Below are 16,460 nucleotides of genomic sequence, written 5' to 3' on the forward strand. Positions count from 1 at the left end.
AAAATGACTACTTCCATAAATAAAAAAATTGATGATTTGCTTAAACAGCATCCTGATCTCAAGAATATCACGCCATTTATTGACGCTAATGCCACGACTCCATATTTAAAAGATGAGTCTAAATATACGCGTAAATTGTGTGACTCTATTGAACAAGCAATCAAAAAATGTGAATTACGTGATGGTATGACTATTTCTTTCCATCATGCATTTCGTGAAGGCGATAAAGTTATCAACAAAGTAGTTGAAACTATTAGCAAATTAGGGATTAAAAATTTAACATTAGCATCAAGCTCACTATTAAGCTGTAATGCTGCACTGATTCCTCATATAGAATCAGGTGTGGTTACTAAAATTTATACCTCTGGTTTACGCGGTAAATTAGCCGATGCGATTTCTCATGGTTTAATGGAAAATCCTGTCCATATCCATTCTCATGGCGGGCGTGTAAAACTTATCCAAAGCGGTGAAATTAATATTGATATCGCATTTTTAGCTGTATCGACAGCGGATGAGCAAGGTAATGCTAATGGTGTATCAGGCAAATCACAATGTGGTGCTCTTGGTTATGCGATGGTTGATGCACAATTTGCTAAAAAAGTGGTTTTATTGACTGAAGATATTGTTGGGTATCCTAATCATCCAGCAAGCATTCGTCAGGATCAAGTCGACTATATCGTTAAAGTGGATGAAGTGGGTGATCCAACAAAAATTAGCGTAGGTGCCGCACGAATTACAAGTAACCCTCGAGAGTTAATGATTGCTCGTTATGCCGCAGATGTTATTGAACATTCTGGGTATTTCAAAGATGGCTTTTCAATTCAAACAGGTTCAGGTGCCTCTTCAACTGCTGCCACTCGTTTCCTTGAGAACCGTATGCGCGCACAAAACATTACTGCATCGTTTGCATTAGGTGGTATTACAGCAAGCATTGTTGATTTGCATGAAAAAGGATTGGTTAAACGTTTATTAGATACGCAAAGCTTTGATGGCGCTGCCGGGCAATCTTTAGGGCGTAATAAAGATCATATTGAAGTATCAACTAATGTTTATGCAAACCCGGCATCTAAAGGGGCTAGCGTCGACGAGTTAGATATTGTGATTCTAAGTGCGCTAGAAATTGACCTCGATTTTAATGTTAATGTTTTAACTGGTTCTGATGGTGTTATGCGTGGTGCGTCAGGTGGTCACTGTGACACAGCTGCTGGTGCAAACTTAACAATTATTGTTGCACCATTAATTCGTAGTCGTATCCCTACTGTGATTAAAAAAGTAACAACAGTTGTAACGCCAGGGGAGAGTGTCGATGTTCTTGTTACTGACCATGGTATAGCTGTTAATCCTGCTCGTCCTGAAATTGCAGAGCGTTTAAAAGCAGCAAATTTACCAGTCATGAGTATTGAAGAGCTCTATCAACGCGCTGTTTCTTTAACTGGCGAACCAAAACCAATTGAATTCAAAGATAAAATCGTTGGTATTGTCCATTTCCGCGATGGCTCTGTTATTGATGTCGTTCGTGAAGTTAAAGATTAATTTTCGCTAACCTGCCAATATGACCATAGCCTGATATGTAAAAGTATCAGGCTATACTAATTTCTATTCTATATTACTTTTTATTCAATGAAAAAAATGTTGATTAAATTTTCTGATGGTACACCAATTAGCCTTGAACAAATGTTATTAGCCAAGGAACAGCGTGTAAACAATCAAAAACAGGCGATGACATGTTATGAACAACCCATCATATCGTTAAGCTTAGTCATTCCTGGTACTATAAAAAACAGTAGTGGCGCACGTTATCTTTTTGATGAAGCAATTAAGGCTCTCCATCGCTGCTTTTTACAAAATGGTATCCTGATAATCAATGAACAGCATTATCATCATAATACTGGTTCAGAGGCTATTATGGCTATAAAGTGTTCAGCTAATATGCTCAAACAATATTGTATGGATATTGAAGATAATCACCCATTAGGCCGTTTGTGGGATATTGATGTTATTGACCCTATTACAAAAAAAAGTCTTTCACGTTCGCAATTTGAAGATCAACCAAGGCAATGTTTAGTTTGTCATGAAGTAGCAAAAGTATGTGCTCGAGCTAAACGGCATTCTGCTAGCGAAATTTTTAAGGTAATTGAAGAAAAGATTGAAAATTTCAGAAAAAATATAGAGTACGCAAAAACAAGTCATAAATAAAGGGTTGATGAAATCATATAACAACGATAGCCATCAACCTTATTCATATTTTAGACTTAAATTAAATGTTCTCAAGCGCTTGCTGTAAATCTTTCAGTAAGTCAGCAATATCTTCCAAACCAACGGAAATTCGCAATAATTGATCTGATATACCTGCTGTTTTTCGTGCTTCAGCACTAATCCCTGAATGTGTCATAGTTGCAGGATGGCATACAAGGCTTTCAACACCGCCGAGCGATTGAGCTAAGGTAAAAATATTAAGTGCCTTTAAAAATTTCGGCATTACATCATCATCGCCAGCTAATTCAAAACTTAGCAAAGAACCAAAACCTTTTTGTTGCTTTTTAGCTATATCATGCCCAAGGTTTGAAGATAACGATGGATGGTAAACTTTTGCTATTTTAGGGTGATTAACTAAAAAATCTACAACTTTTTGGGCGTTATCCTGCTGTACTGTTACTCTAGCAGCAAGGGTCCGTAATCCACGCAATAATAGATAACTATCAAATGATGAAGTAAGCGTACCAATATTATTTGCCCACCATAATACTTCTGTAGCGAGTTGTTGATCTTTAAAAACTAAAATGCCAGCGAGTAAATCCGAATGCCCGTTTAAAAATTTGGTACAAGAATGGGTAACAATATCAGCACCAAGTTCTAATGGTTTTTGCAAAATAGGCGTCATAAAGGTATTATCGACTAAAACCAAAGCGCCAACGTTATGTGCTTGCTGCGCAATTTCTTTAATATCTACAACTCGGAGCAAGGGGTTGCTTGGTGTTTCAATTAATACTAATTTAGGATATAAACTCAATGTTTCTTGCAATGCGGCAGGATCAGATTGATCAACGAATTTTACCTTAAAGTAGCCTTTTTGGCTTAAACTATTAAAAAGCCGATAGCTGCCACCATAACAATCATGAGGAGCAACAACTACATCGTTTGGTGCTAATAAGGCAACACTAATAAGGTGGATGGCAGACATACCGCAGTTAGTTAAAATAGCATCTACACCACCTTCTAATTTTGCAACTGTTTGCTCGACTAAGCGGCGGCTTGGATTTGCTTTTCTTGCATAGTCAAACTCTCTTGGCTTAGCAAATTCTTCATAACGATAACAAGTAGATGGAGTGATAACTGGTACAACACTGCCATATTGCTCATCAGTATTGAGTCCACCACGAACAGCAATGGTTCCTTGGCTTAATTTGTTAAATTGATTAGCCATAATAACCTTCCTCTAAATAGTACTTTGTTTAGCTCAAGAATAGATTGTATAAGAATAACACATTACAAAAAGACGTCAACATGTCTAGACGTCTAACTATCTTGGTGTGTAGATTGCAGCAAAATCAAAAAAACGTTAAAATTACCCACATTATTTATGATGTAATTTGGTGAAAATATTATGGAATGGAATGGCGAGTATATCAGCCCCTATGCAGAGCATGGCAAAAAAAGCGAGCAAGTAAAAAAAATCACAGTGTCAATTCCGTTAAAAGTATTAAAAATATTGACTGATGAGCGCACTCGCCGACAAGTTAATAATTTACGTCATGCAACAAATAGCGAATTATTATGTGAAGCTTTTCTTCATGCTTATACTGGTCAACCATTACCTTGCGATGATGATTTACAAAAAGATCGTGAAGACGGTATTCCTGAACAAGCTCAGAAAATGATGCGAGATTTAGGTATTGATCCTAACTTACTTGATGAGTAAGTGCCGACTAAATAATCAACAACACTTAAAATAATCAATATTCAAAAACAACAAAAGGCGCATTATGCGCCTTTTATTTATTAAGCGTTAAAAATTATTTTTTACCGCCAACCATAGCAAAACGTTGCTTGAATTTATCTACACGACCGCCAGTTGCAACATCACGTTGTTTACCAGTATAGAATGGGTGGCACTCACCACATACGTCAAGATGAATATCATGACCAATAGTCGAATGAGTTTTAATAACATTCCCACAAGAGCAAGTTGCGCTAATTGCAGTATATTCTGGATGGATACCTTCTTTCATAATAAACCTCTGTAGTCTGTTTGTGTCGCTATATAAATGGCTATAAAGCAAAATTTATACACCACACAAGTGTTAAAAAACATGATAAGGTTGCGAATTATACGACCAATGGCTGTTATAATCAAGCCATAAAAAAACAATCAGACTGATAGCTGGCCAATTGTGACTTGCAGTTCAATTTTTTCACCATTTCGCAAAACTATAATGGGGACAATCGTTCCTGGTTTCAACTCAGCGATTTGATCCATTGTTTCCACAATAGATTTAACTGGCTTATTATTTACCATAATTAAGATATCATTAGCCAGAACACCTGCTTGTAACGAAGGACCTTCTGTATTGGTAACTAAAATACCTAATACTATTGGTATCTCACTTGGATTTTGCGTTGGAGCAAATTCTAATCCATCAATACCTATATAACCTCGAATAATTTTGCCATCCTGAATCAATTTATTCATGATCTTTACAGCTAAAGAAGCTGGAATTGCAAATCCAATACCCTCAGGAATATCATTACCTAGGTTTTTTGCAAAGGTGAGGGTATTAATTCCCATTAATTCACCTTTGGTATTAACTAGCGCTCCTCCAGAATTACCATGATTAATTGATGCGTCAGTTTGTATAAAATTCTGTCTTCTATACGGACTTAACCCATCACGACCTGTAGCGCTAATAATACCTTGTGTTATAGTTTGCCCTATATTGTAAGGATTGCCTATAGCTAACACAACATCTCCAATTTTGGGCTCACGCTGGGGATTAATGAGTATAGTTGGAATATTAGAGGCATCTATTTTTAATACAGCAATATCAACAAGCTTATCAGAGCCTACTGATAAAGCCTCGAAAATTCGACCATCTTGTAGTGCAACAATAATTTGTTCTGCATCCTCAACAACGTGATAGTTAGTAATAATATATCCCTGTTTACTCATAATTACTCCAGAGCCAAGCGGAGTAATTGGGCTATCTTGAGATGTTTGGGAAACAGAATTAATCGAACGACTATAAATGTTAACGACAGCTGGAGCAGCAACGTTGACAGCTCTAGAATAGCTTAGTGGACCATCGCTAAAAATTGATCCTGAAAAATTTACTTGATTTCCATTTCGTAACGTAGGAAAAACAATCAATAAGATAATAGCGAAAATAGTTCCAATTAATATTGACCATAGAATTTTCTTGAGCATTGGAATCAGAATGATAGAGGGAACAATGGTTAGAATTTTAACACATCTATATAAGGGTTAAAATGATGTTTTCATCGATGCCTAAACATCGATGAAATAAAGCAAAATAATTACCGTAAAATCAAATATAAGCGGCTATTGCCACGAATAATATTCAATGCAATTACAGATGGGCTACTATCAATAATTTTGCGAAGATCTGCAATATTAGTTATTCTTTCTTTATTAACCCCAGTAATAAGATCTCCTTCTTGCAAGCTAAGTCGAGATGCTGGCGAGTTTTTAATGAGTTTTTCTATTAAAACGCCTTTTTGCCCTTTAATTTCCCCATTACTAAGTGTTGCACCATCAAGAGCTGTATGAAGTGATTTTGCTTCGGTTACTGCCTCATCACTGTTTTTGAGTTTTACCTCAACAGACATTTTTTTACCATCTCGAATTAAGCCTAATGTTACAGTTCGCCCTGCGCCTGTTGTTGCAATCTTTGCACGTAATTGAGCAAAACTATCAATAGGTTTACTGTCCATCGAAATAATGATATCGCCAGATTTAATTCCTGCAGCCTGCGCAGCTGAGTTTTCTATCACCTCACTAACAAAAGCGCCCTTTTGAACATCAACATCAAATGCTTTTGCTATATCTGATGTTAGCTCATTCCCTTTGATTCCTAACACGCCACGTTTAACTTCACCAAACTCAATAAGTTGCGAAGTTAAGCTTTTCACCATATTACTAGGAATAGCAAACCCGATACCTATATTCCCACCGTTTGGTGCAATAATCGCTGTATTAATACCAACAAGTTCACCATTTAAATTAATAAGTGCGCCTCCAGAATTCCCTTGGTTAATTGAAGCATCTGTTTGGATAAAATTTTCGAAACCATTCATATTAAGCCCACTGCGAGCCAAAGCAGAAATGATCCCCGAAGTAACCGTTTGACCAATGCCAAATGGATTACCAATCGCAACAGCATAATCGCCAACACGTAAATTATCCGAATCCGCCAATTTAATTGCCGTTAATTTTTTTGCATCATCGATTTTAAGTAATGCAATATCACTTTGTGGATCTTTGCCGATTAATTTCGCTTTAAATTCATGCCCATCATTTAGAGCAACCGTAATTTTATCGGCACCATCAATAACATGGTTATTGGTAACAACATAACCTTTTTCAGCATCAATAATCACACCTGATCCTAACCCTGTAAAAGATCTCGATTGGCTATCAGGATAACCAAAAAATCGTCTAAATTCCTCTGGCATATTATTTTGCATTTGAGTAGTGCCTTCAACTTTAATACTAACAACGGAAGGCAATACCGTTTCTAGCATAGGTGCTAAACTGGGAAGCTGAGCACTGTTCTCAGTTGTCATAGAAGGAAAAGAAGCATAAGCATTCGGAAGTGTAGATAAACTTATTCCTAAACTTAAAGCTAAAATACTTAGCAATTTTTTTCGATCTTTTAATGAATTAATCATCTTATAACTCTCGCTTTTACAAAATTAATCTCTATAAAAATGCTTTGCCATTGGTTAACGGCGTATTAAACTATAATTGTTAAGATTTATTTTCATCTGTTTTAAATAAACCAGAAGAATTATCCGAATAGTCTCTAGGTTGCTTATCAAGCGTAATTTCTTTTGTTTCATCGGGATTAGAGCTAGAGTCAAAATCCAAAGATGCAACGTTATCACTATCAATAAATTGACCAGAGCTTTCAGCCATATGTTGATAAAGACGGCGAAAATCTTTAGCCATATTATCCAATATTTCTGCACTATGAGAAAAATGTTTAGCAATCATTTGTTTTTGTGCTATTAATTCATCTTTTGTTTGATCTAACTCTTGTTTTACTTTGGCATATTTACGAGCTTTAGGGCTAATGACGCTTATAAAAATAAAACCAATAATAAAGCCGATTACTAATCCAATTATAAGATAAGTCAGCATATCTCTATCCATAATTCACTCCCTGTATTTTTAATATATATAATTTTATAAAATTGAAAATCAATTGCCAGCACTTATTTTGCATGGTTGGCAAGTTTTATCAATTGTTTTTTTAGCTTTTCTGGGGCATTTTCAGCTAATGCATATAAAAGTTTTGCACTTGCGGGCGTTATTACACTCGAAGTCAAAGACGATTTAGATTTCTGAAAATTACACTCCGCCAATTTTACAAAAATATTCGGATTAATCTGATATTGGATAGAAGATAAAGAAGGTAAGATACTTGTTCGTATGCTCGATATTAAATTACTTTGTTCATATTTCAATCTCGTCAACCAACTAGCTGAACTTACTTCTAAAATCAACACTCCATTCCGATAATTAGCAACTTTGCATTGTTGATTCAATGGTGATGGCAATAAATCGTTGATAGCCTTATTCAAGGTTCTTAATGCATTAGTTCTATCTTGAATCTTAGACAAACAAGAGGTTTTTGTCAAAATTGACGTTAATTTTTCTGGTTGGTTAAAACGCATATCTTGGCATCCTCTCTTTTCTCAATCAATAAAAATAAATTTCTTCTAAAAACCAAAAAAAGAATTAGCCTAATAATTTACCTTATTTATAATCAAAAGTCTTATTGAAAATAATTTATTTACAGTTTCTGCATAACTTTACGAAAAGAAAACAATAATTAGTAATTATAAATAATAGATAAAATTCATGTAATTTCTAATTATATATTATTAAGAAAAATAAAAAGGTTAACAACAAAGCATGGTTATTAACCTTTTGAAAATAGTTACAATTAAGCAAAGATACTTATTATAAGCACAACAATTAACCCAATAATCGAATTAATTAGCTCTAATAGCCCCCATGTTTTTAAAGTATCTTTAATTGATAAATCAAAGTAGCCTTTGAATAGCCAGAAAGATGCATCATTAATGTGAGTTAATGTATTAGAGCCGGCAGCCGTTGCAAGCACAAGTAATGCAGGATTAACTCCATGCATAGTCCCTGTAGCAGAATCAATAACTGCTGCTCCGATAATCCCTGCAGCAGTCATTGCTGAGACAACACCTTGCCCTGTGGTTAAACGAATTAATATAGTAATTAACCATGCCATAATATAAGGAGATATACCTCCAGCTGACATTAATTGACCAATAGTATCACCAATACCTGTATCTATTATAATTTGTTTTAGTGCACCACCAGCACCAATAATTAATACAACCATTGCAATGCCCTTAACGGCATTATCAAAAGAACGCATAATCCATTCCATTGAATGATTAAGTTTTTTTCCAAATAATATAAATGCAGTAATCATGGCGATAAACATCGCAATTTGAGATGATCCGAGAAAATTGAGAATAGAATAGGTGATCGTTTTCTTATCCAACCATATATTTGCGATTGTTGTTGCAATCATAATATAAGCAGGAATCAAAGGAACAGAAATTGATGTAAAAAACGATGGAAGATTATTTTCATCTATGGGATTTTCAGATTGTAAAAATTCAGGTGTCGGTCTTTCTAAATTACCTAAAAATTTAGGAAGAATCAGACCTGCACAAATTACAGATGGAATAGCAACAATCAATCCATAAATATAAACCATTCCCATATCCGCACCATAGGCATCAACTAGTGCAACTGGTCCTGGTTGTGGTGGAAACAACGAATGAGCAGTAGTTGCCGCAGCGACACCTGGAATAGCCAATTTTAAAAATGGAATTTTAGCTTCTTTAGCTAAAGCAATTACTAATGGAGCCAATATGATAAATGCTGCTTCATAGAACATCGCTAGGCCAAATATAAGCCCCATGATAATAATAGCTAATTTTACATATTTTATGCCTAGCTGTTTTAATAGTGTTTGTGCAATTTGATGAGCAGCACCAGAATCAACCATTAATTTTCCAATAACAGCACCAAATACAACAATAATAGCAAGCTCACCAAGCGTATGCCCAAATCCTAACTTGATTGTTTTAAGAATGCTTAGTAAATCCATTTTAGCCATCAATCCTACAAATATTGCAGCAGCTAATAATGCAATCATTGAGTTGATTTTAAAACGAATATTTAAAAGTAACATTAATCCTATGCCAAGAATAACCCAAAGAATATTTAGAAACTCCATAAATCATAACCCCTATTTAAATTTTATTGTTATTGGTGAAACACTAATTTGACAAAAAATAATTATTAATAATTTACTTAGTACTAAATCTTATGATTGATAGGTAATATTTAGTAACTTAGTCTTTAAACTTTGTATTTTTAAAAAGATCTGAACCAAATTGAGGTAAAACTGAGATCACTAGTTCGCCGATATCTCTATGTAATTTTAAAGTTTAATGACAGTACTTATTTTATTGGTTAGACATATTTCCATTTATAAAATTAATTTGCACTATTGTTTGGATTAGATTGTGATCTGGATCACTATAATTGGTTTAGTTTGTGTCGTATTGATAATATAAATAATGTGTCGTTAATAGTTGGTATTCTAGTTTCATGACATAATTAACAATGAAAAATATTAAATATTCTGCTAAATGGGATAACTAGCGTATAATTTATTGCGCTAATTAATATAGTTACTAAAAAAGGGCAATAAAATGCAATCATCTAGTCGTCTTTATCAAGCAATTGGTAATGAGCTAAAGTTTTTGTTGAAAAATGGCACATATAAAATTGGCGATCGATTACCACCAGAAAGAGATATTGCTGAAACATTTAGTGTAAGTCGCACAGTAGTGCGTGAAGCATTAATCATGCTAGAACTTGAGAATTTGATTACAGTAAAAAAAGGATCTGGTGTTTATGTAATTGGTTTACCTGATGCAACGTTATCTGAGCAGAATAAACAAATAGAAGAAAATGATTTTGGACCATTTGAATTATTACAAGCAAGGCAATTAATTGAGAGTAATATTGCAGCATTTGCAGCATCTCAAATAGTGAAAGCTGATGTAGTAAAGCTTAGAGCTATTTTGGAGCAAGAGCGACAAATTTTACAAAATAACATACTTGATGATTATAGTGCAGATGAAATGTTTCATATTACAATTGCAAAAGCAACGAAAAACGCTGTATTAGAAGATTTACTCAACGATCTATGGAAAAAACGGAATGCGAGTAAAATGTGGGATCAACTTCATAATCGTATTACCGATAATAGTTACCGAAAAAAATGGCTTGATGATCACGAAAAAATTTTGCAAGCATTGCAAGTTAAAGATGCAAAAGCAGCACGGCAAGCTATGTGGCAGCATTTAGAAAATGTTAAACAAACATTAATGACGGTGTCAGATAGTGAAGATCCTAATTTTGATGGCTATTTATTTGACTCTATTCCAGTTACCATTGTTAACCAATAGTAAATATCATTATAGTACGTAGATTTTCTTTTTAGACAGTTGACTAAAATTTAGAATTAAAAAGCATTAGCAAAAAAGCAATAAAAAATTGACAAAAACTGACAAATAAAGTCGAAAGCATTGTATTTGTCAGTTAAGAGTAATAAACGATCATTGATTGGCCTTTAATTAGGATATACTATGCTAACTTTTATTTTCTCTAATAAATGTCCATAAAACAACAGCGCCTATCACATCAAAAAAAGCTAACGCGATAAAAAATGGGCCATAACCAATAACACTTACAAAGGCTCCAATAAATAAATTAAAAATCATCTGTCCTGACCATGCATATGCACCTTGTCATACTATCACAAATTGCCCAGTCGCTTTTTCCTGTATTTAATAATCGATCTATAAACAAAGCTTGATGAGCTCGGTGAAAAGCACCAAAACCCAAATGAACAATTCTAGATGCTATCGCTTTCCTATCATATATTGGATGGTTTTTTATAAATTGAGGTAAAGTCGAAATTTTTAGCATATTTATATCACCATTTAGTTTTAAGTTTAATGACAGCATTTATTTATTGGCTAGACATATTTTCATTTATAAAATTAAATTCCACTACTATTTTGATGGAATTGCGATCAATACCACTATGTTGAGTTTATTTTTATTTAATATTGACAATAGAAATACTCTAATATTAATATTGGTGTGCCAATTTGATGGTGTGTTTAATAAGGTTAAAATATTAATATAGCCTGACTAAATGCCATAATTAATAATATTTAGAAATTAAGGGAGCATCTAGCTATCTACCTTTTACGAACCAAGCAGATTAAATACAAGTTACAAAAAGTGGTCTAATAACTGCAAGAAAATGTTATAAACATTACAAATAAAAGATGCAAAAGCTATACACCAGTTTTTGTGGCAATATGGAAAATATAAAAAACAAACAATAGCTATTTGAAATAGTGAAAAACTAAGCTTTGATGATTACTTATTTGATGCTATTTCAGCTTCATTGTTAGCTAGTAATAAATAAACATCTCAATATTGTTTTTGTATTTTTTCTTTAAATAAGTTAAGTAAAAATTACTGAGGAGATTTAAATGGAACAAACAATGCGTTGGTTTGGTCCAAGTGATCCAGTATCACTAGATGACATAAAACAATCAGGAGCAACTGGAATTGTAACAGCACTTCACCATATCCCAAATGGTGAAATTTGGACAATTGAAGAGATCGAAAAAAGAAAAAAAATCATTGAAAATAAAGGGCTTGTTTGGTCAGTGGTTGAAAGTATACCCGTTCATGAAGACATTAAAACTCATAGTGGTGACGTCGAAAAATATATTGCTAATTATCAACAATCTATTCGGAATTTAGCTACGTGTGGTATTGATACTGTTTGTTATAATTTTATGCCCGTTTTAGATTGGACCCGTACAGATCTTGCATACGAGTTACCTGATGGCTCAAAGGCCTTGCGTTTTGACCAAGTGGCATTTGCAGCATTCGATATCTATATACTACAAAGACCTAATGCAGAAAAAGATTACTCAAAAGAAGATACTGTTTTAGCTAAATCTTATTTTGAAAAAATGACTCAAGCCGATAAAGATAAACTTATTGCAAACATCATTGCCGGTTTACCTGGCGCAGAAGAAGGCTATTCACTTGATCAGTTTAGGGTGCATCTTGCAACTTATGATGGGATTGATAAAGTTAAGTTACGTGAAAATTATGCCTTTTTTTTAAAAGCTATTGTACCCGTTGCAGAAGAAGTTGGTATTGTCTTAACTGTTCACCCTGATGATCCCCCTCGCCCAATTTTAGGATTACCGCGAATAGTATCAACAATTGAAGATATGCAGTGGATAAAAGAAACTGTTGACAGCATACATAATGGTTTTTGTTTTTGCACAGGTTCTTATGGAGTTCGTAGTGATAATGATTTAGCAACAATGGCTGAAAAATTTGCTGACCGTGTTCATTTTATTCATTTACGAGCTACTGTTCGTGAAGATAACCCCCTATCTTTTCATGAAGGCGATCATTTAGCTGGTGACGTAGACATGTATTCGGTAATGAAGGCACTTATAACAGAAGAGCAACGTCGTAAAAAAGCGGGAATTAAACGATCTATTCCTGTTCGCCCAGATCACGGGCATCAAATGTTGGATGATCTGAAGAAAAAAACAAATCCTGGGTATTCAGCGATAGGTCGTTTACGTGGTTTAGCTGAAATTCGAGGTGTTGAGTATGCAATACTACGAACTTTTTTTAATTAATAAATGCGTAAATCCTAACAATTTCGATGCCCTTTTAAGGGCATTTTTTATTTTATATAAAAATAATAATTGATTTGAAAAATGAATAAGAGTTATTGATAATCTTCAATTAAATCATAAAATATTATAAGAGCATTTAACAATAATAGATTAGCATTCCGATAAAAATAGTATCGTAATACATAAAATGCTATTAAAGCATAACTATTTTGACATTCTATCCCTTTAAGCGTTATATTAATTATGATATTTTCTACATCTATATCATTAAGCAGTTTTTTATAAGCAGTTTAAAATTAAGAGGTGTAATATGGGTATCTTAAATAATATTTTTTCTAAAGTGTTTCCTAGTGCTCAAGCAACAGTAGATCATGCTGTTGAGGCAGTAAAAGATAAAGTCGGAGATATTACTGGCTCGGTTAAAGATACAGTATCAAAAGGTACTGAACAGGTTAAGGAAAAGACAGAGCAGAGCACATCAGCATCAAATGTTGATGTTACGTCTATTCTTGATAATTTAGCTAAAAAACATCCTGAAGCGCTTAACTGGAAAACATCTATTGTTGACTTGTTGAAATTGTTAGGCATAGATAGTAGTTTAGATGCGCGTAAAAAATTGGCGCAAGAGCTGAATTATACCGGTAGCACTGATGATACAGCGGCAATGAATACTTGGTTAATTAAAGAAGTTATGAAGAAAATTGCAGAGAAAGGCGGCAATATTACTCATTTATTTTCTTGATTTTCCTATCTTAAAATAATAGCAATCCACCCAATATTGGGTGGATTTTTTATAATAGCCAATTAGCTATTGTACCCTTTCGCGCTAAATCAACAAATTGCCTTAAAAGCGTGTAATTGGTTCATTGCAGCATCAATCCCCTGAGATAATATAATATCAGTACAGCGCACTGATTCATCAATAGCTTGATCAATTAACGCCTGCTCTGGTTTAGATGGGGGGGTAAGAACGTAACCGACAACTTTATTCTTATCGCCTGGGTGACCAATACCAATTCTTAATCGATAGAAATTTAAATTATTACCCAATTTACTAGCGATATCTTTCAGCCCATTATGCCCACCATGACTACCACCAAATTTAAGTTTAGCAATACCAGGATTCAGATCTAGTTCATCATGTACAACTAATATTTCTTCTGGGGTTATTTGGTAAAATTTTGCCATAGCTTGCACCGCTTTACCACTTAGGTTCATGAATGTAGTTGGTACTAACAAACGCACATCATGGTTAGAAATATTGACTCGTGATGTGTAGCCAAAAAATTTTGGCTCGTTTTTTAATGATTGATTATAACGCTGAACCAATTGTTCAATAAACCACGCACCAGCATTATGTCTTGTTGCAGTATATTCATTTCCTGGATTGGCTAGCCCTACAATCAGTTTTATCGTTGTCATAATGTTTATTATTTGTTGGTTTTCTTGTGAAAAAAGCCCCAAATGGGGCATTTTAATTAATGGTAAAATAGATTATTGATGGAACATAGCTGAAATTGATTCTTCGTTACTGATCCGACGAATTGCTTCAGCAAGCATACCTGATAGTGTTAACTGGCGAACATTTTTCAGTGCTTTTACTTCAGCTGTTAGTGGAATTGTGTCACAAACAACAATTTCATCAATAGCACTGTTTTTAATGTTACTTACTGCTTTTCCTGAAAAAATTGGGTGTGTTGCATAGGCAAACACTCTTTTGGCACCCCGCGCTTTTAAAGCATCGGCTGCTTTACAAAGTGTTCCTGCTGTATCAATCATATCATCCACTAAGATACAGTCTCTATCCGCAACATCACCAATGATATTCATCACTTCAGCTTCATTTGCACGCTGACGACGCTTATCAATAATTGCCATATCAGTATCATTAAGGAGTTTTGCAATAGCTCGAGCTCGAACAACACCGCCAATATCAGGTGAAACTACGATTGGACGCTCAAACTCACGCTGCAACATATCTTCTAAAATAACAGGGCTACCAAATACGTTATCGACAGGTACATCAAAAAAACCCTGAATTTGTTCTGCATGAAGATCAACGGTTAAAACCCTATCAACACCAACAGTGGATAAAAAATCAGCAACGACTTTAGCGGTAATAGGTACACGAGCCGAACGAACTCGGCGATCTTGTCTTGCATAACCAAAATAAGGAATAACAGCAGTAATGCGACCCGCTGATGCACGTCGCATAGCGTCGATCATGACCAGTAATTCCATTAAATTGTCATTGGTAGGAGCACAAGTTGATTGAATAATAAAAACATCTTCACCACGGACATTTTCATTGATTTGGACATTAACTTCACCATCACTAAAACGGCTTACCACAATGTCACCAAGTGAAGTATAAAGGCGATTAGCTATACGCTTTGCTAGTTCGGGTGTGGCATTACCAGCAAAAAGCTTCATATCAGGCACGAGAAATCCTCAAGCATGTATTGATGATTACTTAATTGTAATCGGTTAAATCGGGGCTATAATTATATAATCATTTATCTATCATGCTCAACCACAATATAAAAATATTTAATAAGTTTTTATAAATCATTCATTAAAAAATTCAACTGTAAGATACTTTTGCTGTGAGGAAAAAATCGAGTAAACTAGCAAGCAAGCTATCAATTAGCTTTAATAAATTTCATAACCTAAGTAGATACTGTGATGAACGAACAATTAAACTCAGATAACGAAAATATCAAATCTAAAAGAACCATTCGTAGTTTTGTTTTACGACAAGGTCGTCTAACGAAAGGGCAAGAACAAGCACTAAACAATTTATGGCCTGTTTTTGGGATTGAGTATGATGCAAATTCACCCATTTATTTTGCTACTGGCAAACCAGCCGTTTTGGAAATTGGATTTGGTATGGGGGCTTCATTAATTGAAATGGCCAAAAATGCACCTAATAAAAATTTTTTAGGCATCGAAGTGCACAAACCTGGGGTAGGCGCTTGTTTAATGGCTATTGAAGAAAACCAATTATCAAACTTAAAAGTGATGTGCCATGATGCTGTTGAAGTGTTAGAAAATATGATCCCTAATCATTCACTAGATAAAGTACAAATCTTTTTCCCTGATCCATGGCATAAAGCAAGACATAATAAACGTCGTATTATTCAGCCTAAATTTGTACAATTAATTCGCCAAAAATTAAAATTGGGCGGTATTTTGCACTTAGCAACGGATTGGCAAAATTATGCAGAACATATGTTAGATGTTTTAAATCAGGCAGAAGGTTTTGAAAACTTATCACCAAGCAGCAACTACATTCCGAGGCCTGATGATAGACCGATTACTAAATTCGAAAAACGAGGCCAAAATTTAGGTCACGGCGTTTGGGATCTCCAATTTGTAAACAAATAATTATGTAAAGGAGCCAC

Annotated in this window: 16 protein-coding genes and 2 pseudogenes; 7 read left to right on the forward strand and 11 right to left on the reverse strand. The window is 34.4% G+C overall.

Annotated features, from left to right (window positions below; translation table 11 throughout):
• The first annotated feature begins 3 nt into the window (after positions 1–3).
• Both citF and citX read left to right on the forward strand, forming a co-directional pair.
• Positions 4–1,533, forward strand: a complete 1,530-nt coding sequence (citF, locus tag A9G47_RS10365; RefSeq protein WP_065567639.1) for a citrate lyase subunit alpha — start codon at positions 4–6, stop codon at positions 1,531–1,533.
• A 96-nt stretch (positions 1,534–1,629) separates the two neighbouring features.
• A complete protein-coding gene (citX, locus tag A9G47_RS10370) occupies positions 1,630–2,196 on the forward strand; it encodes a citrate lyase holo-[acyl-carrier protein] synthase (protein WP_065642827.1) in 567 nt (188 codons plus the stop codon).
• 61 nt (positions 2,197–2,257) lie between these two features.
• Here the strand turns inward: citX and metB are convergent, their stop codons facing one another.
• Positions 2,258–3,424 (reverse strand): cystathionine gamma-synthase, encoded by a 1,167-nt coding sequence (metB, locus tag A9G47_RS10375; protein ID WP_065642828.1) that lies wholly within the window; start codon positions 3,422–3,424, stop codon positions 2,258–2,260.
• A gap of 177 nt (positions 3,425–3,601) precedes the next feature.
• On the opposite strand from metB, the gene metJ reads away from it, so the two are divergent.
• Positions 3,602–3,919 (forward strand): met regulon transcriptional regulator MetJ, encoded by a 318-nt coding sequence (metJ, locus tag A9G47_RS10380; RefSeq protein ID WP_065582397.1) that lies wholly within the window; start codon positions 3,602–3,604, stop codon positions 3,917–3,919.
• Positions 3,920–4,013: 94 nt separating this feature from the next.
• Here metJ and rpmE read toward each other — a convergent pair whose 3' ends face one another.
• The 6 genes from rpmE to gntP all read right to left on the reverse strand — a co-directional run bounded on the left by rpmE (position 4,014) and on the right by gntP (position 9,530).
• Positions 4,014–4,229 carry a 50S ribosomal protein L31 gene (gene rpmE / locus A9G47_RS10385; protein WP_065567636.1) on the reverse strand — a complete coding sequence of 72 codons (216 nt, stop codon included), beginning with the start codon at positions 4,227–4,229 and terminating at the stop codon, positions 4,014–4,016.
• 140 nt (positions 4,230–4,369) lie between these two features.
• Complete coding sequence (gene degS, locus A9G47_RS10390) at positions 4,370–5,422, reverse strand: outer membrane-stress sensor serine endopeptidase DegS (protein ID WP_065567635.1); 1,053 nt, start codon at positions 5,420–5,422, stop codon at positions 4,370–4,372.
• Positions 5,423–5,532: 110 nt separating this feature from the next.
• A complete protein-coding gene (locus A9G47_RS10395) occupies positions 5,533–6,906 on the reverse strand; it encodes a Do family serine endopeptidase (protein ID WP_065642829.1) in 1,374 nt (457 codons plus the stop codon).
• Positions 6,907–6,985: 79 nt separating this feature from the next.
• A complete protein-coding gene (locus A9G47_RS10400; RefSeq protein ID WP_065567633.1) occupies positions 6,986–7,390 on the reverse strand; it encodes a YhcB family protein in 405 nt (134 codons plus the stop codon).
• A gap of 62 nt (positions 7,391–7,452) precedes the next feature.
• A complete protein-coding gene (locus tag A9G47_RS10405; protein ID WP_065642830.1) occupies positions 7,453–7,914 on the reverse strand; it encodes a DUF721 domain-containing protein in 462 nt (153 codons plus the stop codon).
• 272 nt (positions 7,915–8,186) lie between these two features.
• Positions 8,187–9,530, reverse strand: a complete 1,344-nt coding sequence (gntP, locus tag A9G47_RS10410; RefSeq protein ID WP_065642831.1) for a gluconate permease GntP — start codon at positions 9,528–9,530, stop codon at positions 8,187–8,189.
• 481 nt (positions 9,531–10,011) lie between these two features.
• Here gntP and A9G47_RS10415 point away from each other — a divergent pair, with 481 nt between their 5' ends.
• On the forward strand, positions 10,012–10,773 hold the full coding sequence (locus A9G47_RS10415) for an FCD domain-containing protein (protein WP_065567630.1): 762 nt from the start codon (positions 10,012–10,014) through the stop codon (positions 10,771–10,773).
• A 183-nt stretch (positions 10,774–10,956) separates the two neighbouring features.
• On the opposite strand, the pseudogene A9G47_RS15010 reads toward A9G47_RS10415, so the two are convergent.
• Both A9G47_RS15010 and A9G47_RS15015 read right to left on the reverse strand, forming a co-directional pair.
• Positions 10,957–11,112 (reverse strand): annotated as a pseudogene (locus tag A9G47_RS15010) (MFS transporter); the annotation flags it as partial.
• A 10-nt stretch (positions 11,113–11,122) separates the two neighbouring features.
• Positions 11,123–11,296: pseudogene (locus A9G47_RS15015) on the reverse strand (fructuronate reductase); the annotation flags it as partial.
• Positions 11,297–11,874: 578 nt separating this feature from the next.
• On the opposite strand from A9G47_RS15015, the gene uxuA reads away from it, so the two are divergent.
• Positions 11,875–13,056: a mannonate dehydratase gene (gene uxuA, locus A9G47_RS10425; protein WP_065567628.1), complete on the forward strand. Its 1,182-nt coding sequence runs from the start codon at positions 11,875–11,877 to the stop codon at positions 13,054–13,056.
• 310 nt (positions 13,057–13,366) lie between these two features.
• Complete coding sequence (locus A9G47_RS10430) at positions 13,367–13,798, forward strand: DUF3597 domain-containing protein (protein WP_065567627.1); 432 nt, start codon at positions 13,367–13,369, stop codon at positions 13,796–13,798.
• Positions 13,799–13,887: 89 nt separating this feature from the next.
• On the opposite strand, the gene pth is transcribed toward A9G47_RS10430, so the two are convergent.
• Complete coding sequence (gene pth / locus A9G47_RS10435) at positions 13,888–14,478, reverse strand: aminoacyl-tRNA hydrolase (protein ID WP_065642859.1); 591 nt, start codon at positions 14,476–14,478, stop codon at positions 13,888–13,890.
• A 72-nt stretch (positions 14,479–14,550) separates the two neighbouring features.
• The gene (locus A9G47_RS10440) at positions 14,551–15,498 is read right to left on the reverse strand and encodes a ribose-phosphate pyrophosphokinase (RefSeq protein ID WP_065567626.1); all 948 of its coding nucleotides are present in this window, start codon (positions 15,496–15,498) and stop codon (positions 14,551–14,553) included.
• Positions 15,499–15,738: 240 nt separating this feature from the next.
• On the opposite strand from A9G47_RS10440, the gene trmB reads away from it, so the two are divergent.
• Positions 15,739–16,443, forward strand: a complete 705-nt coding sequence (trmB, locus tag A9G47_RS10445) for a tRNA (guanosine(46)-N7)-methyltransferase TrmB (RefSeq protein ID WP_065642832.1) — start codon at positions 15,739–15,741, stop codon at positions 16,441–16,443.
• Positions 16,444–16,460 lie beyond the last annotated feature (17 nt).

The organism is Gilliamella sp. WF3-4 (assembly GCF_001690275.1).
Lineage (GTDB): Bacteria > Pseudomonadota > Gammaproteobacteria > Enterobacterales > Orbaceae > Gilliamella > Gilliamella apicola_C.

Bases quoted from the DNA above. Each gene is read 5' to 3' on its own strand.
- citX (WP_065642827.1), top strand. From the start codon at position 1,630: ATGTTGATTAAATTTTCTGATGGTACACCAATTAGCCTTGAACAAATG.
- rpmE (WP_065567636.1), bottom strand. From the start codon at position 4,229: ATGAAAGAAGGTATCCATCCAGAATATACTGCAATTAGCGCAACTTGC.
- A9G47_RS10395 (WP_065642829.1), bottom strand. From the start codon at position 6,906: ATGATTAATTCATTAAAAGATCGAAAAAAATTGCTAAGTATTTTAGCT.
- metB (WP_065642828.1), bottom strand. From the start codon at position 3,424: ATGGCTAATCAATTTAACAAATTAAGCCAAGGAACCATTGCTGTTCGT.
- A9G47_RS10430 (WP_065567627.1), top strand. From the start codon at position 13,367: ATGGGTATCTTAAATAATATTTTTTCTAAAGTGTTTCCTAGTGCTCAA.
- citF (WP_065567639.1), top strand. From the start codon at position 4: ATGACTACTTCCATAAATAAAAAAATTGATGATTTGCTTAAACAGCAT.
- A9G47_RS10405 (WP_065642830.1), bottom strand. From the start codon at position 7,914: ATGCGTTTTAACCAACCAGAAAAATTAACGTCAATTTTGACAAAAACC.
- A9G47_RS10415 (WP_065567630.1), top strand. From the start codon at position 10,012: ATGCAATCATCTAGTCGTCTTTATCAAGCAATTGGTAATGAGCTAAAG.
- uxuA (WP_065567628.1), top strand. From the start codon at position 11,875: ATGGAACAAACAATGCGTTGGTTTGGTCCAAGTGATCCAGTATCACTA.
- degS (WP_065567635.1), bottom strand. From the start codon at position 5,422: ATGCTCAAGAAAATTCTATGGTCAATATTAATTGGAACTATTTTCGCT.
- pth (WP_065642859.1), bottom strand. From the start codon at position 14,478: ATGACAACGATAAAACTGATTGTAGGGCTAGCCAATCCAGGAAATGAA.
- A9G47_RS10400 (WP_065567633.1), bottom strand. From the start codon at position 7,390: ATGGATAGAGATATGCTGACTTATCTTATAATTGGATTAGTAATCGGC.
- gntP (WP_065642831.1), bottom strand. From the start codon at position 9,530: ATGGAGTTTCTAAATATTCTTTGGGTTATTCTTGGCATAGGATTAATG.